22 protein-coding genes, 1 tRNA gene and 3 pseudogenes are annotated in these 26,985 nt (G+C 59.7%); 10 read left to right on the forward strand and 16 right to left on the reverse strand.

Going from position 1 to position 26,985, the window contains the following annotated elements:
• Positions 1 to 9: 9 nt before the first annotated feature.
• Both ROS217_RS02605 and ROS217_RS23080 read right to left on the reverse strand, forming a co-directional pair.
• Positions 10 to 990, reverse strand: coding sequence for a glycosyltransferase family 2 protein (locus tag ROS217_RS02605; protein ID WP_009816097.1), 981 nt, complete (start codon positions 988 to 990; stop codon positions 10 to 12).
• Entirely contained in the window at positions 990 to 2,420 is a 1,431-nt protein-coding gene (locus ROS217_RS23080) for a glycosyltransferase family 2 protein (RefSeq protein ID WP_083781497.1), read from the reverse strand. Before ROS217_RS23080 ends, ROS217_RS02605 begins: the two co-directional genes overlap by 1 nt.
• A gap of 292 nt (positions 2,421 to 2,712) precedes the next feature.
• On the opposite strand from ROS217_RS23080, the gene ROS217_RS02615 reads away from it, so the two are divergent.
• Positions 2,713 to 3,531: a family 16 glycosylhydrolase gene (locus ROS217_RS02615; protein ID WP_040650308.1), complete on the forward strand. Its 819-nt coding sequence runs from the start codon at positions 2,713 to 2,715 to the stop codon at positions 3,529 to 3,531.
• A 26-nt stretch (positions 3,532 to 3,557) separates the two neighbouring features.
• Positions 3,558 to 4,778, forward strand: coding sequence for an O-antigen ligase family protein (locus ROS217_RS02620; RefSeq protein ID WP_009816100.1), 1,221 nt, complete (start codon positions 3,558 to 3,560; stop codon positions 4,776 to 4,778).
• 16 nt (positions 4,779 to 4,794) lie between these two features.
• Here ROS217_RS02620 and ROS217_RS02625 read toward each other — a convergent pair whose 3' ends face one another.
• From ROS217_RS02625 to ROS217_RS02640, 4 genes are all read right to left on the reverse strand, one after another.
• Positions 4,795 to 5,697, reverse strand: a complete 903-nt coding sequence (locus ROS217_RS02625) for a polysaccharide pyruvyl transferase family protein (RefSeq protein WP_040650309.1) — start codon at positions 5,695 to 5,697, stop codon at positions 4,795 to 4,797.
• Positions 5,694 to 7,199 carry a lipopolysaccharide biosynthesis protein gene (locus ROS217_RS02630; protein WP_009816102.1) on the reverse strand — a complete coding sequence of 502 codons (1,506 nt, stop codon included), beginning with the start codon at positions 7,197 to 7,199 and terminating at the stop codon, positions 5,694 to 5,696. The genes ROS217_RS02625 and ROS217_RS02630 overlap by 4 nt, the downstream gene beginning before the upstream one ends.
• Before the next feature lie 25 nt (positions 7,200 to 7,224).
• The gene (locus ROS217_RS02635; RefSeq protein ID WP_083781498.1) at positions 7,225 to 8,505 is read right to left on the reverse strand and encodes a polysaccharide biosynthesis/export family protein; all 1,281 of its coding nucleotides are present in this window, start codon (positions 8,503 to 8,505) and stop codon (positions 7,225 to 7,227) included.
• Between the two features lie 94 nt (positions 8,506 to 8,599).
• On the reverse strand, positions 8,600 to 9,313 hold the full coding sequence (locus ROS217_RS02640) for a sugar transferase (RefSeq protein WP_085978771.1): 714 nt from the start codon (positions 9,311 to 9,313) through the stop codon (positions 8,600 to 8,602).
• Positions 9,314 to 9,790: 477 nt separating this feature from the next.
• Here ROS217_RS02640 and ROS217_RS02650 point away from each other — a divergent pair, with 477 nt between their 5' ends.
• A complete protein-coding gene (locus tag ROS217_RS02650; RefSeq protein ID WP_157046519.1) occupies positions 9,791 to 10,681 on the forward strand; it encodes a Stf0 family sulfotransferase in 891 nt (296 codons plus the stop codon).
• 70 nt (positions 10,682 to 10,751) lie between these two features.
• Here ROS217_RS02650 and ROS217_RS02655 read toward each other — a convergent pair whose 3' ends face one another.
• Entirely contained in the window at positions 10,752 to 11,903 is a 1,152-nt protein-coding gene (locus tag ROS217_RS02655) for a glycosyltransferase (RefSeq protein WP_157046520.1), read from the reverse strand.
• 231 nt (positions 11,904 to 12,134) lie between these two features.
• Between ROS217_RS02655 and ROS217_RS02660 the strand changes: the two are divergent.
• The 5 genes and pseudogenes from ROS217_RS02660 (at position 12,135) to ROS217_RS02680 (ending at position 19,827) form a co-directional block, all read left to right on the forward strand.
• Positions 12,135 to 13,150 (forward strand): annotated as a pseudogene (locus ROS217_RS02660) (IS110 family transposase).
• 171 nt (positions 13,151 to 13,321) lie between these two features.
• Positions 13,322 to 14,230: a LysR family transcriptional regulator gene (locus tag ROS217_RS02665; protein ID WP_009816109.1), complete on the forward strand. Its 909-nt coding sequence runs from the start codon at positions 13,322 to 13,324 to the stop codon at positions 14,228 to 14,230.
• A gap of 272 nt (positions 14,231 to 14,502) precedes the next feature.
• On the forward strand, positions 14,503 to 15,279 hold the full coding sequence (locus ROS217_RS02670) for an alpha/beta hydrolase fold domain-containing protein (RefSeq protein WP_009816110.1): 777 nt from the start codon (positions 14,503 to 14,505) through the stop codon (positions 15,277 to 15,279).
• A gap of 68 nt (positions 15,280 to 15,347) precedes the next feature.
• A complete protein-coding gene (locus ROS217_RS02675; protein ID WP_009816111.1) occupies positions 15,348 to 16,538 on the forward strand; it encodes an efflux RND transporter periplasmic adaptor subunit in 1,191 nt (396 codons plus the stop codon).
• A gap of 115 nt (positions 16,539 to 16,653) precedes the next feature.
• On the forward strand, positions 16,654 to 19,827 hold the full coding sequence (locus tag ROS217_RS02680) for an efflux RND transporter permease subunit (RefSeq protein WP_009816112.1): 3,174 nt from the start codon (positions 16,654 to 16,656) through the stop codon (positions 19,825 to 19,827).
• A gap of 138 nt (positions 19,828 to 19,965) precedes the next feature.
• Here ROS217_RS02680 and ROS217_RS24615 read toward each other — a convergent pair.
• From ROS217_RS24615 to ROS217_RS02715, 8 genes and pseudogenes are all read right to left on the reverse strand, one after another.
• Positions 19,966 to 20,151, reverse strand: a pseudogene (locus ROS217_RS24615) (IS6 family transposase); the annotation flags it as partial.
• Positions 20,152 to 20,434: 283 nt separating this feature from the next.
• Positions 20,435 to 20,509 (reverse strand) — tRNA-Phe (locus tag ROS217_RS02685).
• Between the two features lie 77 nt (positions 20,510 to 20,586).
• Positions 20,587 to 20,769, reverse strand: coding sequence for a DNA gyrase inhibitor YacG (locus ROS217_RS02690; RefSeq protein WP_009816113.1), 183 nt, complete (start codon positions 20,767 to 20,769; stop codon positions 20,587 to 20,589).
• Positions 20,766 to 21,791, reverse strand: coding sequence for a ribonuclease E/G (locus ROS217_RS02695; protein WP_009816114.1), 1,026 nt, complete (start codon positions 21,789 to 21,791; stop codon positions 20,766 to 20,768). The genes ROS217_RS02690 and ROS217_RS02695 overlap by 4 nt, the downstream gene beginning before the upstream one ends.
• Positions 21,788 to 22,366 (reverse strand): Maf family protein, encoded by a 579-nt coding sequence (locus ROS217_RS02700; RefSeq protein ID WP_009816115.1) that lies wholly within the window; start codon positions 22,364 to 22,366, stop codon positions 21,788 to 21,790. Before ROS217_RS02700 ends, ROS217_RS02695 begins: the two co-directional genes overlap by 4 nt.
• Entirely contained in the window at positions 22,363 to 22,554 is a 192-nt protein-coding gene (locus tag ROS217_RS02705) for a hypothetical protein (RefSeq protein WP_009816116.1), read from the reverse strand. Before ROS217_RS02705 ends, ROS217_RS02700 begins: the two co-directional genes overlap by 4 nt.
• 2 nt (positions 22,555 to 22,556) lie before the next feature.
• The gene (gene infA, locus ROS217_RS02710; RefSeq protein WP_005978431.1) at positions 22,557 to 22,775 is read right to left on the reverse strand and encodes a translation initiation factor IF-1; all 219 of its coding nucleotides are present in this window, start codon (positions 22,773 to 22,775) and stop codon (positions 22,557 to 22,559) included.
• A gap of 83 nt (positions 22,776 to 22,858) precedes the next feature.
• Positions 22,859 to 23,743, reverse strand: coding sequence for a carbon-nitrogen hydrolase family protein (locus ROS217_RS02715; RefSeq protein WP_009816117.1), 885 nt, complete (start codon positions 23,741 to 23,743; stop codon positions 22,859 to 22,861).
• 161 nt (positions 23,744 to 23,904) lie between these two features.
• Here ROS217_RS02715 and ROS217_RS02720 point away from each other — a divergent pair, with 161 nt between their 5' ends.
• The gene (locus tag ROS217_RS02720) at positions 23,905 to 24,195 is read left to right on the forward strand and encodes a type II toxin-antitoxin system Phd/YefM family antitoxin (protein ID WP_009816118.1); all 291 of its coding nucleotides are present in this window, start codon (positions 23,905 to 23,907) and stop codon (positions 24,193 to 24,195) included.
• On the opposite strand, the pseudogene ROS217_RS02725 reads toward ROS217_RS02720, so the two are convergent.
• Positions 24,158 to 25,393: pseudogene (locus tag ROS217_RS02725) on the reverse strand (urate hydroxylase PuuD). The gene ROS217_RS02720 and the pseudogene ROS217_RS02725 sit on opposite strands and share 38 nt — an antisense overlap.
• A 154-nt stretch (positions 25,394 to 25,547) precedes the next feature.
• Between ROS217_RS02725 and ROS217_RS02730 the strand changes: the two are divergent.
• On the forward strand, positions 25,548 to 26,945 hold the full coding sequence (locus ROS217_RS02730; RefSeq protein ID WP_009816121.1) for a helix-turn-helix domain-containing protein: 1,398 nt from the start codon (positions 25,548 to 25,550) through the stop codon (positions 26,943 to 26,945).
• Positions 26,946 to 26,985 lie beyond the last annotated feature (40 nt).

The raw sequence follows: 26,985 nt of genomic DNA on the forward strand, positions 1-26,985 counted from the left end.
TCTTCGAGATCAGTTCGCCTGTGCTTGGAGGAACTGGTGTAACCCAGGCTCTGGACGACCGATCAGCCGGATCAGTCCGCCGCGTACCGCAAGGCGCAGCGCTTCCTTCCACCGGAGAGCCGTCCCTGCGCCCAGCCTGATGTGCGATTTCACGAGGCCGCGAGCGCGCGATTCCCGTGAATAGCAAAATGCAGGATGGATGAGAAAGTTGGCGCGATCTTCGGCGCGTGCGATAGTCCAAGCGCGCCGTTGCAGAATGCCTATGGAATGTTTGAGCGTCAGCTCGCGGTTGAAGTATCCCACGTTCAACCCGTGGTCGCGTTGGGTCGCATCGCCGTTCTCCGCCCAGACGGCCAGTGGTTCGAGCGCCACGTAGATCGGTTCAGTGATCGCGAAGGTGCGCATATATTCCTGTAGCGTGGCGCTGCACGGAACACTCACCTCCAGATCCGACGAGGCCTCACAAGACCAGAAAAGGCCACCGTTGGAGACACCGATATCGGCAATCAGGCTCAGCCGGAAAACATTCGGCTCGTAGCGCCCGGCACTCAGCTTGTCCTCGAGAAGCCCGCTTTTGCTCAACCGCGCATCAGGGGTGTCGCTGTGATGTTCCACGAGTTGGTTGCGCAGGACGATCTGAACATTCTCGCGATGGCAGAGCGCGATGTTGTCTTCCATGAAGCGCGGCAGAATGAAGTTGTCATCCTCCACCACGCAGAAATAATCCGCCTCGCGCGGATTGTCCCGTGTGAAGCACTTGTCGATATTACGTGACGCATATCGCTGCGGCCGGTTGTGGTTGTAGGTGATGCGGTCGTCCGAGAAAGCCGTAACGACGTCCCTTGCAGAGCCTTCCGGGTCGTCATCGTAGACGTCGCAAACCCAATTGTCATGGGACTGTTCAACGAGACTGTTCAGGCAGCGGCGGAGCGGTTCGGGCCGACGGTAAGTCGGGGTGCGCACATGCACGAGCGGATGGGAGGGAGACATCAACAAGCCTTTCTCTTGACTGTGGTGCGAACCGGCGATGGTCGCACTGGTGGGGCTTCGTTTTCAGGTGCCGGGGCGGGCATCAGGGATAGGGCGCGCCGCGCCACGGTCTTGGCATCGGACTGGGCAAAGCTGGTAGTGGGGGAGAGCGTGGCGTAGCCGTTCTCGAGCAATCGTCTAGCGCCTTTGGGCCAATCGCTTCCGGCTTGACCGAGCAGCACGCGCTGCGGCGCGGAAACATATCCAAGCGCAAAGAGCCCGACACCGCCAAGGGCGATCACCCGCGTCGCGGGATGCTGTGTGGCGGCTGTCACCTTTGCCCAGTCGGTCGCGGTCCATGCGTCAGTGGAGTGGGGAATAGTAATATGTCGCAACATGCCACTGAAACCGGAATGCTCCGGCAGTTTCTCGTTTTGCGGCGCGAGCAGGATATCCTTGGCTGCCAGTGGTTGAGGACTCTTGCGCCGCAAGCGGCGTGCCACACGCCGAGAGGCCAGACGAGCGAGCGCAAAGGCGGTCCCTGGATGGCCAAGGGTCCGCCCGAGTGCTAACAAAATTCGCCTCGACCTGATGTCGGCAACGCAAGCCTCGACCCGCTTCGACCGCTCCATCGCAAGCCGCCGACGCAACGCGAGCGCACGCTCCGCCTCTGACATCAACGGCACCAGATCATCCTGGGCCTTGATCATCGCAGTGAGGTCTGCGGGTTTCAGCCGGTGCGAAATTGACGCCGGGTGTTGTCGATAGAGGTAGTAGGACTGTGGTATCAGATACATGTTCCCGCCGCCGAGCAGGAAACGCATGTAGAATTCGTGATCCTCGCCAATGCGGATATCCTCACGGTACCGAAGGGCACCAATACAGTCACGGCGGAGCATCGGCTTGAGATAACCGAGCGGCCCACCCGCCCCCGTCCCGAGCATCATCGCAGGGGTGATGCGGACGGGTTCCATCTGGCGGGTGTCGCCCAGAAGTGTGCTGGATTCGCCGTCGGACGGGCCATCTTGAAAGCGGATCAGATCGTCGGCGATTGCATCGGCCTTGAGGGGGTTGGCCGCGCCGATCAACCGCTCGAAGCGTTCAGGATGCAGCAGGTCATCCGAGTCGACGATCGCGATCCATGTCCCTCTTGCCATGTCCATCGCCCGGTTCCGGGTTGCCGCCGGGCCGGTATTGACGTCCGAGCGGAGCAGCTTCACGCGCTGATCCTGCACAATGATCTCGGTCACGAGTTGCACGCTGGCGTCGGTCGAGGCATCGTCGGCGAACAGCAGTTCGATATCCTCCACAGACTGGGCCAGAACGGAATGCACAGCACTCGCAAGATGCGCCGCCCCGTTGAAATTCGCCATGATGACCGACACTAACGGATCTCCCGCAGCGATATGATGTGCGGGTTGCGCCCCGACTGTCTGGTGGCGTTCTACCATGGGGACTGGTCCTTTCTCCTTGCCATCGACCGGTACGCAGTCATTCCCTGACAGCCCAGTGTGCTGGATAGGTCATCAATCTGACCCGCCATAGCGCTCTGAAACAATACCCGTTTGGCAGAATGTTATAGGGATGGGCTGTGCCGTAAACGGATTTCCGCCGGTGGCACGGCATTCTGGCAGCCTCTTGCCGATCGTGACGAAAGCACGCCGATGCGCTTTGCATTGGATCGCGAATTCCCGGAAAACTCGGCCCGACATGCCGTCCACCGTCCAGCTGCAGGAGTGCTCCATGCCAAAGATTCGCCTCTTTCCCTCCGCCTTCCATTCCGCAAGGCTTGCAAGGTACTTCGGCGCGGCGCTTGTCACTTTGAGTCTTGCACGGCCTGTACCGGCGGCGGAGGAAATCCCGCAAGGCTCCAGCTTTTTCGATGATTTTGACAGTTTTGATACATCGCTCTGGGGTATCTCGGACGGTTGGGTGAATGGGACCTGGCAGAATTGCGAGTGGTCCAAGGATGCGATGTCCGTGTCTGACGGATATCTCAACCTTCAGTTTCTCCGTCACCCGACCGAGAAACTCGATTACCTCTGTGGAGAAATCCAATCCCGCAAGACATATGGCTACGGGGTTTACGAAGCGCGATTTCGCACGGCGCAGGGATCGGGACTCAACGCCGCCTTCTTCACCTATATCGGCCCGCATCATGGCAAGCCACACGGCGAGATCGACTTTGAGGTTCTGACGCGCGACACTTCGCGGGTAAGTCTGAACACCTATGTTGGTGGAGAGCCCCACAACGGCAAACCCGTGCCCCTGCCACATCCGTCAGACGACGGCTTTATCACTTATTCCTTTGTATGGTCGGAGGACGGCATCACCTGGTATGTCGACGGCGTCAAAATGCACGAAACCGCCGCCGGGTCGCCGCTGCCCACTGATGCACAAAAGATCTATGCCAGTTTCTGGGGCAGCGATTCTTTTCCCAACTGGATGGGGCGTTTCGATGAACCGGAGCAGGATCTGACGATGAGTGTCGACTGGATCGCCTTTACGGCAGAGGGCGAAAGCTGCCAGTTTCCGGCCTCCCTACTCTGTAAACTGGAATGATATCCGGAGCGGGGTATGAGCGTGGAATGGTCCCCGTCTCGCGCCGGTACATCACTGCCCCGGCCCATGTCGTCGAGATCTCGCTCGATGGGGTGCTTGCCGGAATAGCTGTCGCGGCACTGGTGCTCGTCCCGATGCTTCGCACCTATGGCGCGCTGCTTTTTTTGATCGCAGGCGTCCTTCTCTGCGCGCGTCACTGGACGCGGGTCGCCGCCGTCTGCCTCAATTACTGGTACCTGCTGTGTCTTCCGGCCTTTTGCCTGATGAGCTTTGCGTGGTCGCAATTTCCGGGATTGAGCTTTCGGTACGGGCTGCAACTTATGGTCACGATGGTCATCGCCCTGATGATTGTGACTAGGATCAGCCCCAGGCTGTTTGGTCGGCTGCTGTTCTTGTGTTTCGCAATCGCGATGGTGGCGAGTGTATTGGTCGGGCAGGTGCGCGCCGATACCGGAGCCTGGCTGGGCATTTACGGAAGCAAGAATGCACTGGCGGGAGCTGCCGCCATCTTCGTCGTGATCTCGATCGCGCAGGCCCTCGACAGCAGCGCCAGCTACCGATTTCGCCTGATGGCCTGTTTCGGCATCATGACGGGGGGCATCCTGCTGCTTCAGGCACAGTCCATGAGCGCCCTTCTGCTCATCCCTCCCGCGCTCCTGATCCAGGCTGGCTTGCTCATCCTCTACAGACTCACCCCGTTGCAGCGGGCCGTTACGATCATTGCGGTCCTGCTCGGTGTCAGCCTTGGCGTTCTTCTGGTTGCGGTGAACATGGACGCGCTTGTGCGCACAGCCCTCGAAATGATGGGCAAGGATGCGACACTGACCGGGCGCACGGACCTCTGGCGGATGGCCACGGATCTGATTGCGCAACGCCCGCTGTTCGGCGTCGGCTATCAGGCCTTTTGGGTGCAGGGGCACGCCCCGGCCGAGGCCCTCTGGGCGCAATTCGGTATTGATGGCCGGAGCGGTTTCAATTTTCACAACACCTACCTGTCGAACGCGGTCGAAATCGGTCTCGTGGGCGTGGCATTGCAGGTCGGTGTGCTATACGGCGCTGCCGTTGTGACCTATCTTTGGGCCCTGCGTTCGCGCAGCGCCGAAGCCACACTAATGTTTGTTATGGTGGTGATCGTGATCATGATCAGCTTTGTCGAGGTGCCGGTGTTCTTTCAGTTCAGCCTGCGCACCGTGCTGATCATCTGCGCCTTTGCCTATGCGGTGCAGGAGCTGCGTGCGACGCGGTAGCGATCCTGATGCGGACTTAGGCCGACCAGGCTTTATCCCCGTAGTCCCGGACCATCGCCTCGACGCTGCTCAAGGCGCGGTCTGTCGCGCGTTCGATCTCGCTGTCGGCGCTCAGGTGCGGATCGACACGGGCGAGGCTTTGCAGGCTGCGCGCAGCCAGATGCCGACACGCCCAGTTGACCGGACGGCCCGCCGGGTTCTCAAAGACCGCGCGCACGCCCGGACCACTGCCGGAACGTCCGGTTGCGACGGCCCAGGCTTCGCGGCCATTGGACGGGAGGAGGGGCCGTGGTCGATAGGAAATGGCTAGCGAGTCGGTCCAGTCGTACCATTTGAATCGATGGACGTGATGCATGGTCTTCACGCCGATCCAAGGCGTGCGCATCGCGTCGGCGACAATTGCGCCGTGCATCGCCTCGGCGATCACCAGGTCTGCGCCGCGCAGTTGGGCAATCACCCGATCCGGGCTTTCGGTTGGATCAATGAAATGGATGCCGGCAAGGTCGCAGGCCGCGCGCCAATCGCCGCGTTCTATGCTTTCATAATGCGGTATGAATGCTGTGCCGATTGCCTTTGCCGGTGGGGGCAGCGGGGTAGCACGCAACAGGACCGCCGCATCGGTTATCGCCTGATGCGGATCGAGACCTAGCGCACTTGCGGTCCGTGGGCCGCGCACGAACCGGAAATCCCAAGTCCCGTCGGAAATGTCCGGCAGAGCTGTGTAGCCGCCATATCCCGATCCGACGACCAGCTTACGTGCGGATCTGGGGTAATTGTGCTGAATCACCGAGCCGATTCCGACGAACAGCGTGGTGGGGTCTTCGTCGAAGAAGCTCTGCGGCAGCAGATGATGCCACATGGTGGCATTCAGCTCGTCCCCGAAGTTCGGGGGGCGGCCTTGGAAATATGTAAGTTTCATGCAGTCTTTCTCCGACCAGGCAACACGAGGTTGAGGATCTCCACAATTCTGTCCGTTGCGATCAATCCGAGGACGGCCAGATAGGTGACTATCGCGATACCGATACGGGCCGCCACTGAGATGGCGGGAGATAGCTCGGGCGCCAGATGCTGGGTTGCCAGCACCGCAGAGATCATCGCCAGGGTGGCAATAGCCGGGGTGACAAACGTCCCTAGGTACTTGAGGAGTCCAATCCCCAGCAGCCGTGCCATCATGATGACCGATATCGGCCAGACCAGCAGGGATTTGAGAACGAGCGCGATCATGAGCGTCTCCAGCCCGGCACTAAACGTTACACCGATCACCAGCAACGACGTTGCCTGCTGGATGAGCTGGTAGAAGAACCACCAGTTTGCTTTGCCTTGGCTTCGGATGAACGCGCCTTGCACAACGCTGACGCCCGCTATGCAGCCGATCACGCTGAACATCTGCACTGTGAATCCGGCACCCTGCCACCGGGGATCGAAGAGCAGTGCCACGATGTCGGGGGCAAGCGCCAGGAGCAGACTGAACAACGGCAGGCTGACGACCGCCGCCGAGAACGAGGCAATGTAGAAGGCGCGGGCGGTCTTCTCGCGGTCATCCTGAAGAGATGAGAACAATGCATGGGTCACAGATGAAAGCGCGCCGCCGACGAATTGGGTCAGCATCAGGTAGAGCTTTTGAGCAAAGAAGTAGAACCCGAGCATCGCCGTGCCGCCAAGCGCACCCAGTACGATGTGATCAAGACGCATTGTCGTCAGCATTCGAGTTCCAGACGCATAGAGCCCGTATCCGGTCAACTCTTTGATTGCGTGCAGATTGAAGCTCAGACCGGGGCGCCAGCCGGAGGTCCAGAAGACCATCGCGCAGATCACGATACTGCTCGAAAGCTGGCTGATTGCCAGAGCCCAATAGCCATAACCAGCCCAAAGCAAGGAGAGGGTGATGACCAGGCTGACCGCAGTGGCAACGGAGGTTCGTAAGGCGACAAGCTTGAACTTCATCGACCGCACGATCATCGCGTTGGGCACCGCCACCGACAGGTCGAGCGGGATACGCAGTCCCAACAGCGGTAGCAGCGCGGCAATTGCGCTGTCGCCTGCCCATTGCGCGATGGACGGTGCTGCCAGAAAGACCGACAACATCAGAACCAAACCAACCGCTATCGTCATCCAGAAGACACTGTCGGCGTTGGATTTCGAGATCGTCTTGCGCTGAACAAGTGCCTCGCCGAACGCAATTGGCGACACTGCTATCGCCGTCATCACCAAACTGCTCGCGAGGCCGAAGAGCCCCAGATCGGCCGGGGAGAGATAGCGTGCGCTGACGTAAAAAATCAGCGTGGAACCGAAGATTGGAATAGCCGTGTGCAACGATGACCAGAGCACTCCAACAGCGGCGGACCGGGACCGGCCGGCGCGGACATGCGGATGATAAGCCGTGCCAGGAGCGACAGCGGTGGTCTCAAGCGATTGGCTCATGGCAAATTCCGATCTGGCTGATGCTTCAGTTGACCGATCCGGCTGCGGAAAACGCCGCCGGGGTTTCTGGAAAATCCTCCTCCAGAATGTCGGGGAATTGGACCTCGACCACATCACCCGGCAAAATTGAGGTATCGCTCTGCGCCTCAAACTGCCGGGAGTCGCCTTCGCGGGTGCGGGTGATCCAGAATTCCGGCGTGCCGACGGCGCGCGCATGCAGGCTTTCCAGCGTGACGTCCTCGCCGAGTGCTGCCGACATCAGCGCATATTCTCCATCCAGCTTGGCTTCGGCCTGCACGATCTTGGCTGTGACCTCTTGCAGTTCGGTCACTGCGGTTTCGGCTCGCGTCGCCTCCAGCACAATCCGTTCTTCCTCGATGTCTCGCAGATTTTGCTGTGTCGACAGGATTGAGCGCTCGATATCGAGCACTCGGCTTTCCACCTCGCCAACATAGCGCACGCGATCAAACAGCCGCACACGGGTCGCCAGACCTTGCTCGACCATGTCTTCCTCGCGTCTCAGTTCCTCGCGACCAGCCCGCAGTTGCTCCGTGTTGGTTGTGAGTTTCTGTTCCAGCACGCTGATCGCATCGTTCAGCGCGGTTTCCGCCTTGTCGAGGAACGCCAGCTGCTGGTCGAGCAGTTGGTTGCGGGCCTCAAAGATCGCCGCCTCGCCCGCGCGGAACTTGCTGACGCTCGGTAGGTCCGGACTATCTTGTGCGGCTGTTATTTCACTGCGCGCGACTTCTGCAGCCAGGCGGTCCCGGCGTGCTTCGAGAAAGCGCAACTCCTTGCTCAGAACCATGGCCGCGCTCCGGGCAAGGTAGAAATTGCGTTCTTGGCCAAGGATGGGCTCTATCCGGGCAGTACCGCCAGCGAGCGTCACGGCCTTGAGTACAGTCAAGCCGGGAGAATACGTGTAGACATTCGGTGCATCGACCTCACCCGCGACGTAGATCATCGCATATTGCTCGACATCGACCGATACTCGGGGCGTGCGGCCGGCTCCGGCATAGCCTGCCATCCCTTCCTGAAGGGTCGATGCGATTTCCTGTGGTGTCAGACCCGCCACGTCCACGCTACCGACCAGCGGTACAGCGATCTTTCCACCGGCACTGACGCTGTAGCTGTCCGAAACCGTCAGCAGTTCCTCGACCGTGCCGTCGGCAGCGTTCCAGATCGTCGCCCGCACTTTGAGAATGTCGTTCATTCCAACTGGTACGTCCGGCGTTTGCGCTAAGGCTGGCTGGTTCAGCCAGAGCATCGCGGTCAGACAGGCCGATATGGCCCTTGATGTCCATTGCATCACGCATCCCTTTTCATAGTTTGCCGTGCTGCATCGCCAATCTGATGCGTGCAAGACCAGATGTCTGCGGTGTTGCGCGCGATCCCGCCGCGGCTCAATACGAGCCCCGCGCCGCGATAACCGCCGGGATTGTGCGGACTAGAATCACGCAGTCCAAAAACAACGACCAGTTTTGTACATATGATTTGTCCAATTCGACCCGCTTGTCGTAACCGACATCGCTGCGTCCGCTTACTTGCCAAAGGCCGGTGATTCCTGGGTGTGCGCTCAGATAAAACTGCACCGCGTCGCTGTAGAGTGACAGTTCATCGCGCACCACGGGGCGTGGCCCGACCAGACTCATTGAGCCGACCAGAACATTGAGCAATTGCGGCAACTCATCGACGCTATAGGTACGGAGAACCCCCCCAATCCGGGTTACACGGGGATCGTTCTTCAGTTTGCGTTCGGTTACCCATGTATGGTGCTCGTCAGGGTGTTCTGCCAGGTAGCGGTCCAACAGGTCCTGACCATCGACCACCATTGAGCGAAACTTCCAGCAGCGGAACGGCTGCCCGGCATAGCCGATGCGAGTATGACCAAACAGCACAGGGCCGGGCGATGTAAGCTTGATCGCGCAGGCGATCAGTATGAACAGAGGGCTTAGAAGAACGAGGCCGAAGAGCGCAACGAAAACGTCCAAAACTCTCTTTGAGCGCCCCCCTAACACCCTGCGGGAGGAGACTCTCGTATCGCCATGCTCGTGGCCGCCGGAACAAGTTTGGCGACTGGTAAACACTTCCGGGCTAACTTCATTCGACGTCGACATGTGCGTGCTCCTGAAGAGGTGACTGGAAATCTGCACAAATCATTACTTGATGGCTCCGATATCGTGTAGCGTCACTTTGCAACTGCAGCGAGAACAGCAGAATTTTGCCACCTCTGCTTGGCAGAAGTTCCTTAAACACCAAATAAACTCAGGGGATTCGGCTCGCGCTCATGGTGTCAAATCAATATTAGCGAACTATAACAAGACCTTCCTTAGATGCGCGAACTATCGCATTTTCGGCCACGGTTTCTTGCCGATGGGCATGCAAGTCATGAGAAACGAAGCTCGCTCCGGCCGAATCTCGGGTGTGGTCGCGTAACTAAAGGGTTTCATTTGCTGGCCAAGGCTTTAATTGCACGACTGCAAAGACACGGCCAAGCCGAACAATCACATCGAAGCGAAGAGCGCCCTGCCCTGCTCATGGGTAGATCGGTTACCCGGAACAAGCAAACACTTGACGCACTGTGAGGATGACTCGTGACCGCACCCCCTGAAAACGAATTAAACAGCCAGCAGCTTGCTGTTCCGGAGACTCTCTGGCAGCGGCAATTCGCAGTCGAGAACGACTTCGATCCGACCCCGGCGACATGTCATGTCGCCATTTGCACGACGCCGCGATGCGGCAGCCATTTTCTCGGCCATCAGATGCGTGCCCTGAATTGCTTTGGCTATCCGCTGGAATATCTCAATCCCGGCAACTGGCCGGTCTGGGAACAACGCGCGCGCCGTGCCGGTGCCGCCGATACTCTCCAATTCATCAAATCAGTTCGCACCGGTCCCAACGGAGTTTTCTCCGTAAAGTTACACCATGAGCATCTGGAAGCGTTTGTGGACCACGAAGTCGATCCGTTGAGCTATCGATTCATCCAACTACAGCGCCGCGATCTCGTGCGGCAGGCGGTTTCATTTGCGCGGGCGCAGCAAACAGGGGCTTGGATCTCGGACATGCCGGAGCGGGCCGAAGCGCGATACGACCGCAATCTGATTGCGGCGAAGGTGGATGCGATTGCCGATTTCAATGCCGGGTGGACGTCTTTCCTGGCCAGTCTGGGCGTGAAGCCCTTGGAACTCTTCTACGAGGATGTCGTCGCCGACCGGAGGGGCGCAATGCAGCGTATTGCGGCCTATCTCAGTATCGAGTTGCCCGACGCATCGACCGGCGAGGATGTCTTTCAGCCCAAGGCTCAACGTGCATCCAACGATCCTACAGAAGTCTGGGTCGAGCGCTTTAAGTCAGAGAATCGCGGTGCTATCGGGCAATGTCAGCCCATACCGGGTTATCGACACACGCCGAAGGCGCGACGTCTTGGCAATGGTGTTCGGCAAACTGTTTCGGGCGCGCTGCGGCGTTTCGGGCTTGGGGCGTGACCACGGTGTCAGGGAGACAATGCTGTCCGCTTTAGGCTTGGTGTCGACACTCAAACCCGAGAAGGCCGTCCTAGCGGTCTGCTGGCGAGATTCGGAATGCCGGGCTCAGAGCGTCTGCAATCGCCTCGGGGCGAAGTTCGAACTGCTTGTCGTCCTGCTCCAGAATCCCTTGCGAAAGAGCGCTGAGTTCAGGACGCGTGATACGGCGTAGGAGCGCGACAAGCGCATCGGCGGAGGGCTCTGATATTGTCAGGCCCAGTTGTTCGGCTGCGACCTTTCGACCTGTCTCGGTCGTTTCAACCGCAATCGAAGGGCAGCCGAACCAGCTCGCCTCATAAATCCGATTGGGCAACAGCCAGTCCGAATTCGCGCCGCTCTGCCAGAGATCCTGTGCCCAGACGAGATCGCTGCCAGCATAGATCGCTTCCAGATCGCCGGGATAGCTATAAGGGCCAAAGAATCGAATATTTTCCCGCGACTCCACAGCGGCGTCGATGTCGCCGACCGCGTGTCGGTGAACATTCCCGTGGATGTTGATCTGCACGTCCTTGCCCATCCGGTCGGCGGTTTGAAGCAGGATCTGAAGGCTGGGCGCACAGCGAATGGATCCGACCCAACTAACTACAATGGGACCCTGCGCATCGCGTCGCGGTGCGTACAGCGGACGCGAGACCTTTGCGCCATCGAACCAGAGCTTGTTTTCGATGATCGAGACGTCACCGAGGAACCCCTGAACCGGCACGAAGTAATGTTCGACGAAGCCGGGCGAAGAGACGATCAGAAGCTGTACGCGCGCCAGAAGGCGCCGTTCACACCAACGCATCAGAGCACCAATCGCATCGGGGCGCGTGAATAGCCGATGAATGTCGAGGCACTCGTATACGATTGGGACCCGTCTTCGACCGAACAGGCTTCGTGCCATCCAGGCGAGGATCAAAAGATCGAAGTTTCGCGCCACAATGACATCTGCAGATCTGAGATCCTGCCGTGATCTGAAGGCTGGCCAGAGCGCTCGGATAAGAGCAAGCAGGCGTTTGCCGTAATTCTCGTTCGGGACGTGACCGAGGTTGGTATTCGTCCAGTCTGGCACGAAGTCCGCGTTCATATTGCCGCGCTGAAACGCCAGGCTTCGCACGTCGTAGCCGAGCTGTAACAAGCTGCGAATACGGCGAATCTGCGAAGCCTCTTTGAGGTCAAAAGCAAAGACAAGGACACGCGCCATGATCATTCCATCTCGTCTCCGACCGCCGACGGGCGCGTCGACAAATACCGCGTTCCATTATTTGGTGGTGGTCTGCCGATGCAAGGAAGCAGTGTCTGGTCGACGGGAACGGGCGGATATCAGCTTGGAGTTGGTGTTGTCACTGGGGAGTGAATTGATGCGGTGGATGCACCCACCGGCCGGCATCGTATACCATGACGGTTCTATATTCGCTTAGTGGAGGGTATATCGATGACCTCAAAGATCAGTATTTTGGCGATCGACTTGGCAAAAGGCAGTTTTCAGGTCTGTGCAGTTGGGCCCGATGGGGTGGTTGTCTTCGACCGCGCTGTGTCGAGAACCCGTCTGGCGACGCTGTTGGCTGACCAGCCTGCCTGCATTGTCGCAATGGAAGCCTGCGCGACGTCGCTTCACTGGGGCCGTATTGCTCAAAGTCATGGCCACGAAGCTAGGCTCGTGCCTGCTGCTTACGTGAAGCCGTTCGTAAAGCGCCAGAAGAATGATCGCGCGGACGCGGAAGCCATTGCGGAGGCCGCCATGCGTCCGACCATGCGGTTCGTAGCCGTAAAGAATGTGGCAACCCAAGGCCGGGCGGTCGCGTTCCGAACGTATCAATGTATGGTTCGACAGCGCACGCAGCTTATCAATGCCCTGCGCGGCCATTTGGCTGAGTTTGGGTTGGTAGCACCCAAAGGGCCGGCAAGCCTCAAACTGCTTGAGAACGCCCTTGCTGAAGAGAGCACAGATCTGCCCGAGCCGGTTCGACACATGGGATCGATCTATGTTGAGCAGATTGCGCGTCTCACCGAAGTCATAGACCGGCTTTCCGATGAGCTGGAGACCTCATCAAAGACAGATGAGCAACTGCGCAGGCTTTGCACCATTCCAGGGATCGGCCCTGTCACCGCAGGTGCTGTCGCGGCATTCGCGCCTGATCTTGACACGTCTGACAGCGGCCGCAACTTCGCCGCATGGCTGGGTTTGGTGCCTCGACAAAGGTCAACGCGCGGAAAGGCCAGACTGGGATCGGTCAGCAAGATTGGGCAAACCGACATCCGTCGATTGCTGATCGTCGGCGCCATGAGCGTGATACGTCGGGTCGTTCGTAAAGGTGGCAGCGCCAACCGCTGGTTAGCCGCACTTGTCGCGCTCAAGCCGAAGAGGTTGCTGCCGTTGCCTTAGCAAACAAGATGGCCCGAATGATCTGGGCAGTTACAACAAAGCAGGAGAATTATCGAATGGCGTGACCTGAAACTGAAAGGGGAAAGGGCACCTCACTGTCGGCAACAACTTAACGATCCCGCTGAACCTAGGGAATTGATTCATGCTTTTCATTCATTTGAACAAGTGCGCAAACTTCTCTACGCTATTCCTACCTTCGGACAATATGCCCAGCGATCACATCGGACAGAGGTTTAATGGATCAACTCTCCGCCATGCGGGCCTTTGTCAGGGTCGTTGAAACGGGAAATTTCACCCGTGCCGCGGAAAGCCTGCGCATGCCCAAGGCAACCCTGACCAACCTTATTCAACGCTTGGAAAAGCACTTGCAGACCAAGTTGCTGAACAGAACCACGCGCCTCGTGATCGTGACGACTGATGGCGCGTTCTATTACGAAAGGGCTGTGCAACTCGTGAGCGAGATCGACGAGCTCGACAACAGCCTGACACATCGCCAGACCCGCCCCAGCGGCCGGCTGCGGGTCGAAATGTCCGGTGCCTTCGCCGATTGGTACGTCATTCCGTCACTGGCTGATTTCTATCAGAGTTATCCTGACATCCAGCTCGACATCGGTGTCACTGACAGAACTGTCGACTATGTGCGAGAGAACGTCGACTGCGCACTGCGGGCCGGGGAACCCAAGGATCAGTCATTGATCGCCCGGCGCGTTTCCGAAATCGGCCTAATCACCTGCGCAGCGCCTTCATATCTTGAAAACCACGGGACACCTTCAACACCGGCACAGCTCGAAACCGACCATCTTTGCGTGAACTATTTCATCGCCCAGACCGGCAGTCTGAAACCCTTTGTTTTCGCGCAGGATGACAGCGAAATTTCCATCAACAGCAAGCACCGGATTGCCGTCAACGATGTCCGAAGCTATTTGCGTGCCACGATTTCTGGCCAGGGCATCGGCCAATTGCCGGATTTCATGGCCGAGGACGAGATCGCCAAAGGCGCGCTTGTGCCGGTGCTGTCAGACTGGAAGGCAAAGACGGTTCCGGTCTATGTGGTCTATCCGCCAAACCGGCACCTGAGCAACAAGGTCAGGGTTTTCGTGGATTGGCTGATCGGCATGCTGTCCGACATCCAGCCGGTTCGCTGACGCTGCATTGTGATCGCGCGTTCTCTCGTCCCGACAACCTCAATCACATGCATGGCGTGCGGAGGGATGAAACAGGTCATTTCGCCAGCACCTCTGTCGCTGATACTGGCGCAAATCAGACGATTATACGAAAACACGAATAGTCTAACCCAAAAAGGCAATCTTGTTAAATTTTCCGAACAAATGCATCTATTCGAGGTGAAGGGATTACGGCCCCTCGATAAAGCTTCTGAACGAAGTGAGATGATACGATGCCAATAGACCGAAGGGACATGACGCTTGAAACTGCTGCCAGCGGGTCCGTGCCCGCACGCATTCTCAATTGCTCGGCACAATGCACCTCTGCACCGATCCTGCTTTTCTTTCGCGGCTGTGCATTTCAGGGCGACAAAAACGAGGCCAACCTCGTTGCGGAGACCATTGCTGGGACGGGAATAACCGTCGTCATACCAGATTGCTGCGGCGTGTCGGGAAGCGTGTTTCCCAGCCCGCTTGAAACCGGCTTTGCGGTACTGTCCCATCTGGCACGGAAACGCGCGGGCCTTGGCACAAGGAAATCTCCCTTGCTGGTTTGTGGTGTGGAATCCGGCGGAAACCTCGCGGCGGCGGTTGCGCTCAAGGCCCGGGACCATTGCGAACATGCTTTGGACGGCCAGGTCCTGCTGTCACCCTTGCTTGACCCATATATGGGCTCGGCCTCGATCCGCAGCGGCGCGCCCCTCGACATGCGGAACCGCTGGACAGAGGGGTGGAGTCACTATCTGAGCGGCGGTTTGTGCCACCCCTACGCGGCACCCCGAACCTGTTCCAGGCTGGCTGGCGTCGCACCAGCCCTGGTCGTCACGTCCGAAGACGACCCGCTGCACGACGAGACACTCGCCTATGCGGTGGCGCTGATCGCTGCAAACGTCAAGGTCAGCCAACACATTCTTCCCGCCGGGATGGGGTGGCCCTCGATCTATGGCTGCAAGGGCGACTCACCCGTAACTTGGCAAGAGAGCCTCACCAGGCAGTTTTCCGACTTTTTGAATTCGCTCAACAACCAGTGACAGTTTGACCGCGCCTCGACGGGGCGCGCGACCACTGGCCGCTTTTGTCCAGATCAAAGGAAAGATTGATGAAACCGAGAAACAATCACTGGGCCTTCGCGGGCGCCAGCCTGGCAATTGTCGTCTCCCTTGCGGCGGGAACGGCGTTGATGGACTTCCCCGCAACCAAATCTGCGATCGCGGCGGAAACGCAGGCCGAAGCCCCTGCGGTGCCTGTGACTGTAGCGGAAGTGACCAGCAAGAAGGTCGCGCTGTGGGAGAATTTTTCTGGCCGTCTGGAGGCCGTCGACCGGGTTCAGATCCGGTCGCGGGTCAGCGGCACAATACAGTCGGTGGATTTCCGCGAAGGGTCGTATGTCAAGGCCGGCGACTTGCTGTTCACCATTGATCCCGAACCTTTCGAGACAGCCGTCACCCGGCACGACGGTCAAGTGGCCCTCGCCAAAGCCCAGCTTGACCTGGCCCAATTGGAACTCGACCGGGGCGCCAAGCTCATCAAGAACCGGACCATTCCCCAAAGCGTCCTTGATCAACGGCAAAATACCGTCTTGCAAGCCCAGGCGAACCTGCGCACCGCCACAGCGGCCCTGAGATCTGCAAACCTCGAACTCGGCTACACGCAGGTCCGCGCGCCGATCTCAGGCCGTGTCGGCAAGATTGAAATCACCGCCGGAAACCTGATCGCTGGCGGCGCTACTTCGCTCACGCTGACCACGCTCGTGTCCGTCGATCCCATCTATGCAAGCTTCAACGCGGACGAAGACCTGATCTCCGAATTGCTTGCCAAGCTACCACGCGGCGTCGGCACCATGCCCCCGCTCGATCTTGTTCCGGTTGAGATCGAAACCGGTAACGTAAGCGGCAATCCGGTCAAAGGCAGGCTTCAGCTTATCGACAACGAAGTCGATGCCGCCAGCGGTACCATCGCTGTCAGGGCCGTTTTCGACAACCCGGACGGACTGCTCTTCCCCGGCCAGTTTGTTCGCGTCCGCATGGGCGAACCGTTGCTCGAAGACAAGATCCTAGTCAGTGAACGCGCAATCGGCACTGATCAGGACAAGAAGTTTGTCTATGTCGTCGACGTCGACAACAGGGTCAATTACCGCGCCGTGGAACTTGGCCGCAACGCCGAAGGCCAGAAGATCGTCGAACAGGGCCTGACGCCGGGCGAGCGGATCGTGGTCAACGGCCTGCAACGGATCAGGCCTGGTGCGCTGGTCGATCCCCAAGCTCAGGAAAAGATCGCCTCGGTGAACTAACCCTGCGCGGCCAGGCGTCGCGGCACGCACCAAACACGAAATGCATTTTTCCGATGGCCGCCTGCCACCGGATTGGCTCCGCCTGTCTCAATCCTCCCCTTGAAGGACATGGAAAATGAATATCTCCAGACTTTTTATTGACCGCCCGGTCTTTGCGGCTGTGCTGTCACTCCTGATCCTGCTGGGTGGCCTGATCAGCATACCAAACCTGCCGATCTCCGAATATCCCGAGGTGGTCCCCCCCTCGATCGTCGTCAGGGCGACCTATCCCGGCGCGAACCCCAAGGTGATTGCGGAAACCGTCGCAACGCCGCTCGAGGAACAGATCAATGGTGTCGAAGGCATGCTCTATATGTCTAGCCAGGCGACCTCTGATGGTGTGCTGACACTGACGGTGACCTTCGAGCTGGGAACCGACGCAGACCAGGCGCAGCAGCTTGTCCAGAACCGCGTCTCCCAGGCCGAACCTCGCCTTCCCGCCGAAGTCAGGAGCCTTGGTGTCTCGACTGTGAAAAGCTCGCCGGACCTGATGATGGTGGTGCACCTGACCTCTCCGAACGACCGTTACGACATCACTTATCTTCGTAACTACGCGGTCCTAAACATCAAAGACCGGCTGGCACGGATCGACGGTGTCGGCCAGGTTCAGGTGTTCGGGTCGGGCGACTATTCTATGCGGGTCTGGATAGACCCCCAAAAGGCGGCTCAATACGATCTGGCCGCCAGCGATATCACCAATGCCATTCGCGAACAGAACGTTCAGGCCGCCGCCGGCATTATCGGCGCGTCGCCGAACGTGGACGGCGTCGACTTGCAACTCAGCGTCAATGCACAGGGCCGCTTGCAGACGCCAGAGGATTTCGGGAACATTATCGTGCGCACCGGCGAGACCGGCCAGGTCACACGCCTGCACGATGTCGCCCGGATCGAACTCGGTGCGGCGGACTATTCACTGCGCTCGCTCTTGGATGGCAAAGCCGCCGTTGCCTTGCCAGTGTTCCAGTCTCCTGGTTCCAACGCGATCGCGATCTCGAACGAGGTGCTAACCACCATGGAAGAGCTTGAGGAGGCGATGCCGGACGATGTCGAATTCGAGATCGTCTACGACACCACCAAGTTCGTCCGCTCCTCTATTGAGAAAGTCGTGCACACGCTGCTGGAAGCCGTCGCACTTGTGGTCATCGTGGTCATCGTATTCCTGCAAACCTGGCGCGCCTCAATCATTCCGTTGATCGCCGTCCCTGTTTCGATCGTCGGCACATTCGGCGTCATGTATGTGTTCGGCTTTTCCATCAACGCGCTCAGCCTCTTCGGCCTCGTGCTCGCCATCGGCATCGTCGTGGATGACGCCATCGTCGTCGTCGAAAACGTCGAACGGAACATCGAGAACGGCCTCAACCCGCGCCAGGCGACCTACAAGGCCATGAAAGAGGTCTCCGGGCCGATCATCGCGATCGCACTGGTGCTGGTGGCAGTCTTCGTTCCTCTGGCGTTCATCTCTGGTCTGTCCGGCCAATTCTTTCGCCAGTTCGCCCTGACAATCGCGATTTCCACGGTGATATCCGCGATCAATTCGCTGACTTTGTCCCCGGCTTTGGCTGCGCTTCTGCTCAAGGACCATCACGCCCCCAAGGACTGGCTGACAAAGGGAATGGACCGGCTGTTCGGATGGTTCTTCCGAGCGTTCAACAAGGCGTTCGGCGCAGGGTCCAATGCCTATGGCCACAGTATCGGTGGCTTGCTGTCCCGCAAGAGTCTCGTCATGGTCGTCTACCTTGCACTTGCTGGCACGACATACGGCCTCTTTACGTCCATTCCCGGCGGCTTCGTGCCCGCGCAGGACAAGCAGTATCTCATCGGCTTCGCCCAACTTCCCGACGCTGCCACGCTCGATCGTACCGAGGACGTCATCCGCCGCATGAGCGAGATCGCGCTGGAACAGCCCGGCGTCGAACATGCGGTCGCATTTCCAGGTCTTTCGATCAACGGCTTCACGAATTCCTCGAATGCGGGCATCGTTTTCGCAACGCTGACAGACTTTGAGGAACGCCAATCTCCCGAGCTTTCAGGGGATGCGATCGCGATGCAACTTAACCAGAAATTCGGCTCCATTCAGGATGCCTTCATCGCCATGTTCTCGCCCCCTCCCGTGCAGGGGCTGGGAACGACCGGGGGCTTCAAGCTGCAAATCGAGGATCGTGCAGGCCTCGGGTTCGACGTACTCGACAGCGCCAATAAGGCGTTCCTGGCCCAAGCATACCAAGCGCCCGAACTGGCCGGATTGTTCTCCAGCTTCCAGATCAACGTCCCGCAGCTCTACGCAGATCTCGACCGCACAAAGGCCGAGCAGCTGGGCGTTTCGGTGACAGACGTCTTCGACACGCTGCAAATCTATCTCGGGTCGCTTTACGTGAACGACTTCAACGCATTCGGCCGGACCTACTCGGTCCGGGTTCAGGCGGATGCAAAATACCGCGCTCACGCAGACGACGTCGGACAATTCGAGGTCCGCTCCCGAACTGGAGAGATGATCCCCCTTTCCGCCCTGCTCGATGTGTACCCGACCACGGGGCCGGACCGGGTCACACGGTATAACGGTTACCTTGCCGCCGACGTCAATGGCGGCCCCGCCCCCGGATTTTCCTCGGGGCAGGCCCAGGACGCCGTCGAAAGGATCGCCGCAGAAACCCTGCCGAAAGGGGTCGCGTTCGAATGGACCGAACTGACCTACCAGCAAATCCTCGCCGGCAACTCCGAGGTGTTGGTCTTCCCTCTGATCCTGCTGCTGGTGTTCCTGGTTCTGGCCGCGCAGTACGAAAGCATGACGCTGCCAATCGCGATCATAATGATCGTCCCTATGGGGGTGATGGCCGCATTGACCGGCATCTGGCTCACAGGGGGGGACAACAATGTCTTCACCCAGATCGGTCTGGTTGTCTTGATCGGGCTCTCGGTAAAGAACGCTATCCTTATCGTCGAGTTTGCACGAGAGCTTGAGATAGAAGGCAAGACGCCGGTCGAGGCCGCGATCGAAGCCAGCCGCCTGCGCCTGCGCCCGATCCTGATGACCTCGATTGCCTTCATCTTGGGCGTGCTGCCGCTCGTTTTGTCGACAGGGGCAGGCGCGGAAATGCGCGTCGCAATGGGCGTTGCGGTTTTCGCGGGCATGATTGGCGTGACCGTCTTTGGTATCTTCATGACACCTGTCTTCTATGTGCTGTTGCGCAAATTGGTGGCCAACCGTCCAATAGCGCGGCATGACCATCAGCAAGAGCGCAAGGTGATCTGAACCTGATACGCTCTGTGCGGGGAGTGGGCAAAACTTGGTGGTCGATGTGATAGGTTGAGTTGGGACCGTCAAGTTGTTGCCGACAGATCGAGAGGAGCGGCGGTTCTGGGTGTCACGAAGGGATGCTGTTTGCGCAGGTGTTCCAAATTTTCCAACCCACGCCCTAATCGCCGCTTTGCTGACAACACTACCGCGCTCGGCGAGCAGATACTCAACGTCGCGCAAGCTAAGAGCAAAGCGGTCGTCTGCCCAAACAGCGTAGGATATGATGGAGCGCGGGAAACGGTAGCCTTTCAGGCAGGGTGTGGAAATCTGCCTGATCATCAGACCGCGCGACTGGCCAACGAGACGACCCTCAACAACTTGACGATCCCTCGGCACCATAGTCGCCGCGTGCCGCCTTGTTGACTTGACTGTCAGCGGCGCGTTCGACGGCGAGTCATACGACGGTTAGAGGGCAAACTGGCATCTAACGCTCAGGCGCATTGATTGCCGATCAGGTCCCAAGCGGCGGGCAAATGATACCCATATGATACCCAAGCAATTCTGGCCCAGTAACCGGCTGCCAACATACTGTTCGTAACTATTTGTTATTTATATGTAAAAATGGTGCCCGGGGGCGGAATCGAACCACCGACACGAGGATTTTCAATCCACTGCTCTACCCCTGAGCTACCCGGGCATGGGAGAAGGCTTGGCCTTCGGGTGGATGCGTTCTAGGCGAGCGCGCGCGGGGTGTCCAGAGGGTATGAGCAAAATTCAATGGGGTTTTTGCAGCTCTTGCTCCAAGGCGTCGATGGCCTCTTCCAGATCGGCGGGCTCTGTGGAGGGAACAGCGTAATCGCCCGCAAACCATTTGCCGAGATCAATGTCAGCACAGCGCCGCGAGCAGAAGGGGCGGTAGGCGGGGTCAGTCTTTTTCTGGCAGATAGGACAGGTCATTTGAATAGGTCGGTCAGAGGCAGGCGGTCACGTTTGCGTTGCAACTCAAAGTGCCCCAGAGGTGTCCAGCCCACAAGCGCAGTTTCTGTCGCATCCTGACGAAACGTGGCGCGGAGAACGGATTCGAAGGTGCGGCGGTCTTTTTTGGGCATTGGTGCAAGATCGAGAGTGATCTGCCCCCCCAAGCCCCGCAGGCGCAACTGGCGCGGAAGGTCGCGGGCCACGGCGATGTTGGCCTTGAGCCCGGCCGCAAGACTGGCGTCTCCGCCAGTGTTGACATCCACGGCCACAAGCGCCCGGGTAGGCTCGATATAATATGATCCGCCACCAGGCAGGGGCACCTGAGAGTCACTGAGTGCCCCAATCTGGTCGAGCACGCCACTTGTTGCGAAGGAGCCGGGGGTGGTCATCACATCGGAGGGGGCCACCCAGTCGCGCCACGCAAGGGTATGGGGACCATCGCCTTCGGTCAGGGTCTCAGGCTCGGACCCTGTAGCATCGGCCAGAACGGCTTCGGCCAGCTCGCACATTGCGCGAATATCCTCTGCTATATCAGAGGCTTCGGCTGTATCACATGAGGAGCGCAAGATCAGGCCCATCGCACTCTGCCCCATCTCGGCGTGGGCGATTTCGAGGAGAGAATCGCGCAGGTCCTCGTCCTTTATCGAACGAGAGATATTGAGACCCGGCGCGTCAGGGGTGACGATTGCGTAACGGCTCTTGAAGAGAATAGTGCTTGTCACAGGCAGCGCCTTGCCTAGTTCGGCATAGCCCGTGACTTGCACCAGTAGCGGTTGACCGGGGGCCAAGCCTTTGATCTGGCGCAGGAAAGCGGACCCATCCGGGGTGCGCAGGAACATGCCGCCCTGGCCTTTGACGGGCCGGTCGGCGATGGCGCGATAGATGGCACCGGGGCGCGGTTGATCCGAGTCGATCAGCAGATCCTCAAGTCGCCCGCCGACCAACAGGGCCGCGGCCTCGGCGCCGTTCAGATGGTCGAGCGCGATGGTGCGCAGGGTCATGGGGTGTCCTTCCAGAGAGGGTAGCCCGCGGCGCGCAAGAGGCCAGCCGTTTCAGTGAGTGGCAAGCCGACAACAGCGGTGAAAGAGCCCTGAATCCAAGGGATTAACGCGCCTGCAGGACCTTGGATGCCATAGCCGCCCGCCTTGCCCTGCCAATCGTTGGTGGCAAGGTAGGCGTTGAGGTCCTCATCCGAGAGACGCTTCATCTGCACGGTGGTCACGACGTCACGCTCCCATATGCGCGCACCGCGCCGGACGGCCACTGCGGTGACCACACGGTGTCGCCGACCGGACAGGGCGAGCAGAAATTGTGCCGCTTCGCCAATATCTTGCGGCTTGCCAAGAATGCGGCGCCCAAGCGCCACGGTGGTGTCGGCGCAGAGCACGATATCGCCCGCATCCGCCGAAACCGCCCATGCCTTTTGCCGCGCCATACGGGCGCAATAGGGGCGGGGCAATTCGGCCTTGGCGGGGGTTTCGTCGATCTCGGGCGGGCGGATGTCATCCGCCACCACCCCGATCTGCGCCAACAGATCGCGGCGGCGCGGGCTGCCAGATCCGAGGATCAGTTTCATTCCAACTTTGCCTCATCTTGCATCATGGCGGCGCGTTCGCGCAGGCGCACACCCAAGGAAAAGGCGGCAGAATCGAGGATCGCCTTAGCATGCGGATCGTTCATTTCCTGAGCTAATTCATGCACATAAGAGACCGCCTCTTTGGAGGCTGCCCGAAACGCCTGAACATACTCGGGGCTGCGCGCCAAACTTACTTGAAGCGATAGTTGATCCGACCCTTGGTCAGATCGTAGGGGGTCATTTCCACCTGAACTTTGTCGCCCGCGAGAACGCGGATGCGGTTCTTGCGCATTTTGCCTGCCGTATGTGCGATGATCTCATGGCCGTTTTCAAGCTCGACCCTGAATGTCGCGTTGGGCAGGAGTTCCTTGACGACACCGGGAAATTCGAGCGTGTCTTCCTTGGCCATGGTCTCTCCTTGATATGGCGCCCCGCCGTTTTGCGGAACGCGCTAGTAAATGCGCCTGTTTTGCGCGGTTTTCAAGGGTCTAATCACCGCAGACGTTCAGATGTGACCGTGACGTCGCGCCCCTGTTGATCGTCCCAATGGCGGCGGTTGAGGACGACCCCGTCGGCGCGGACATGGGCGATGCGGTCCAGATCGACCTCGGCATAGGTCCAGCCGGGGCGGTTGAGCGTGCCCTCGGCAATGACCCCCGTGGGCGGAAACCCTGTATCTGGAGGGCCAAAGACGCCACCCATACCACAATTGGTGTCCACTGCCGGAGACCAATCCGCTGTGCCTACGGTCGAGGCCATGACGGTTACGCATTGCATCTCGAGGGCGCGGGCCATGGCACCGATCCGGACGCGGGAATAGCCAGTCAGCGCCTCTGTGCAGGAGGGCACGAGGATCAGGTCGGCATCGGCCAAGGCCTTGCCCAGCAAAGGAAATTCGCTATCGTAACAGATCAGGATACCGATCTTGCCGAGGCTTGTATCAAACAGGCGCAGCGGGCCGCCGGGCGCAACATGCCATTCCTCGCGCTCGAACCGGGTCATGATCTGTTTGTCCTGTGCGGCGCGGGCGCCGGTGGGGGTAAAGAGCATGGCGCGATTTACTGGGCGTGCTCCTAAATCCGGGTCGAACACGGGGGCTGAAGCGCCCAAAATGTGTAGGCCATGCTTGGTTGCAAGCTCCGCGTGCAGATCGTAAACCTCTGATATAACGTCAGAAACGGCGTGCAAAGAGCGTTCCAGATCGCCTGCGGCCTCAGTGCCAGCGAGCATGGCCAATTCCATCGAGCCATATTCAGGAAAGACGGCAAGATCCGCCCCCTGCCGGGCCGCCTCGGCCACCCAATCGGTGAGTTTGCGGCGATACTCGGCCCAAGAGGTGAGTGCGTCGAGCGGATAGGCGGCGGTGGCGATTTTCATGCGGTGCGCTCCGGGCTGAGATCGGTTGTAACCTTTGTAAGGTTCTAGAGGTGATTTTGTAAGGTCTCGGATCGGTTTTGTCCCGACCGCTCGGTCGGGGCAACGATTTCTTAACCGGCGTCTGTCAGGTTCGTCTCATCGGGCAAGGCATGAGGCGGGCAATGTATGACGAGATGCCGATTCACCGGGTGCGGGTTCGTCTGCGGCGGGTTGTGGATCATCTGGCGGCGGGCGGACGACGGGTGATGGTGCTGCGCAACGGGGTGCGGGTGGCGGGCATTGTCTCGGTCAGCGATCTCGAGGCCTTGGAGAAGGCGGATCAGGCGCGCATGGAACACCACGAGTTGATGACGCAGGCGCGACTGCGGGAAATAAGCTGGTTGAAGGCGGGGCTCGATTCGGCACGCTATGAGACTAGGGCACGGCACGACCCGCCCGGTCCCAAGCGATGAGGGTGGCGCGCTCTGCCAGGTCCATCGCAGTGAGATTGGCGGGCGGCATAGCCTGGGTGTGTCCTGCATGCAGGTAAAGGGCGCGAGCCTGCCGGGCGAGGTCGACGGGCGTTTCGAGAATTACGCCCTTGGGCGCGTGGATCATGCCGGGCCAGAGCGGTTCGGCCGCGTGGCACATGGCGCAGCGCAGGGCCACGATCTCTTGCACCGGGTCAAAGCCGGGGGCCTCGGTCAGGCGGAATTGGGCGGGGCTGAGGCGGGTGGTCTCGGGACTGGTTGCCGGCACCGTTGGGCCGCCGAGCGCGGACAGCCAGACGATGGTGGCGACGATCAGCGCGGTCATGCCCCATGTCCACCAAGGGTGGCCACGCCGGGCGTGCAGCGTGTTGAAGAAATGCCGGATGGTAACGCCCATCAGAAAGACAAGGGCCGCGATGAGCCAGTTGTCCGGCGTGGCAAAGGCGAGCGGGTAATGGTTGGAGAGCATCAGAAAGATGACAGGCAGGGGAAGGTAAGTGTTATGGGTCGAGCGCAGCTTGGTGATTTGTCCAGAGCGCGCCTCGGGCCTGCGCCCGGCGCGCCGGTCGGCCACCACGATGCGCTGATTTGGCATGATGATGAGGAACACATTGGCGGTCATGATCGTGGCGGTTAAGGCCGCCAAATGCAACATCATCGCGCGCCCGGTGAAAACCTGCGTCTAGGCCCACCCCATGCCGGTGCGCAGTCCGAAAAGAAGCAGCATGAGCCGGGTGGGGCGCGCGGCAAGCCCGGATTTGCAAAGCCGGTCATAGATCAGCCAGCCGACACCCAGCGACGCCGCCGAGAGGGCGATGCCCTGCCCCGCACTGAGCGGACCGTCGGGGGCGAGCAAGGAGAGCTTTGCACCAACCCAATAGACCAGCATGAGGAGGACCGCCCCCGAGAGCCAGGTGGCGTAACTCTCCCATTTGAACCAGGTGAGGTGGTCGGGCATCTGCGGCGGTGCCACGAGATATTTGCGGATATGGTAAAAGCCGCCGCCATGCACCTGCCATTCCTCGCCCTGTGCGCCATTTGGCAAATCCGGGGCGCGGCGCAGACCAAGATCGAGCGCAATGAAGTAGAACGACGTGCCAATCCACGCCATTGCCGTGATGACATGCAGCCAACGGGCGGCAAAGCCGGCCCATTCAATAAGGATCGCCGGGTCTGGCATCTGCGCGCGCTCCTGATGGCGATGACTCTGCGTGTCAGCTTGGCGGTTGTGGCCGCGCTGTCTATGGGGGCGCGCGCGGCAAGGGCTTGCCTGCATGTATTTGCAAAGATACTCATTGCCATATGCGAAACTGCAAAGCGGGTGGGATCGAGCAATGGCGACGCAGAAACTCTATGCCGGGGCCAAGCTGCGCGAGACGCGGCAGCGGCTGGGCCTGACGCAAAAGGATTTCGCGGGCAAACTGGGCGTGTCGCTGCCTTATCTCAACCAGATGGAGAACAACAATCGTCCCCTGAGCACGACGGTGGTTCTGGCGCTGGCGCAGGAATTCGGTTTCGACGTGACGGAGTTGAGCACGGGCGATGCCGAGCGGATGGTGAGCGACATGCGCGAGGCGCTGGCCGATCCGGTGTTTGGCGACGATCCACCGCCCTTGGCCGATCTGCGGCTGACGGCGTCGAACGCCCCGGCGCTGGCGCGGGCGTTTCTGGAATTGCACAGCGCCTATCGTCAAACCCACGAGCGGCTGGCCTCGCTCGACGAGGCCTTGGGGCGCGAGGATGCGCGCAGCCAATCGAGCCCCTGGGACGAAGTCCGCGATTTCTTTCATTACTGCGACAATTACATAGATGCGGTGGATCATGCCGCCGAACGCTTTGCCGAGGGCGGTGCGCGGCAGGGGATTTCCGAATTGGCTGCGGCACGGCTGGCGGGGCTAGGGATCACGGTGGTCGAGGCCGATACAGCGCAGTTGCGGCATTACGACCGCGATGCCGGGATTCTCACGCTGTCGTCCCGCGCGGCGCCAGAGAGCCGCCGGTTTCAACTCTTGTTGCAATTGGCCCTTGTGACGCAAGACCAACTTCTCGAAGCCACTCTGGATTTTGCGCGGTTTCAATCCGAGGCTGCGCGCTCGATTGCCAAGATCGGGTTGGCGAATTACTTCGCCGGGGCAGCCGTGATGCCCTATGGCCGGTTTCTGTCCGCAGCGCAGGAGGTGCGGCACGATCTGGAGGTGCTGGCCAATCGGTTCGGCGCGTCAATCGAGCAGGTTTGTCATCGGCTCTCGACTCTGCAACGTCCAGGGGCCAAGGGGATTCCGTTCTTTTTCGTGCGGGTCGACCAGGCCGGAACAATCACCAAACGACATTCGGCGACGCGATTGCAATTCGCGCGATTTGGCGGGGCCTGCCCGCTCTGGAATGTGCATCGCGCGTTTGAGACGCCGGGACGGTTTCTGCGGCAATTGGCCGAAACGCCAGATGGGGTGCGCTATATCAGCCTCGCACGTGACGTGAGCAAACCTGGGGGCAGTTTCGGCGCGCCAGTGCGACGGTTTGCGATCAGCCTTGGCTGCGAGGTGAAACACGCGGGCGATCTGGTTTATGCGGACGATCTGGATGTGAGCCATGCGCGGGCCTTCGAGCCGATCGGCATTTCGTGCCGGATCTGCGAGCGGGCGGAGTGTCATCAACGCTCGGTCCCGCCGCTGGAGCGGCGGTTACAGGTGACACCAGACGAACGCGGCGTGCTGCCGTATCGCGTGGGGTAGACTGGGGGAGCGTTGCGATTGGCCTGAAGGGGGCGTTGGC

Source organism: Roseovarius sp. 217, assembly GCF_000152845.1.
GTDB lineage: Bacteria > Pseudomonadota > Alphaproteobacteria > Rhodobacterales > Rhodobacteraceae > Roseovarius.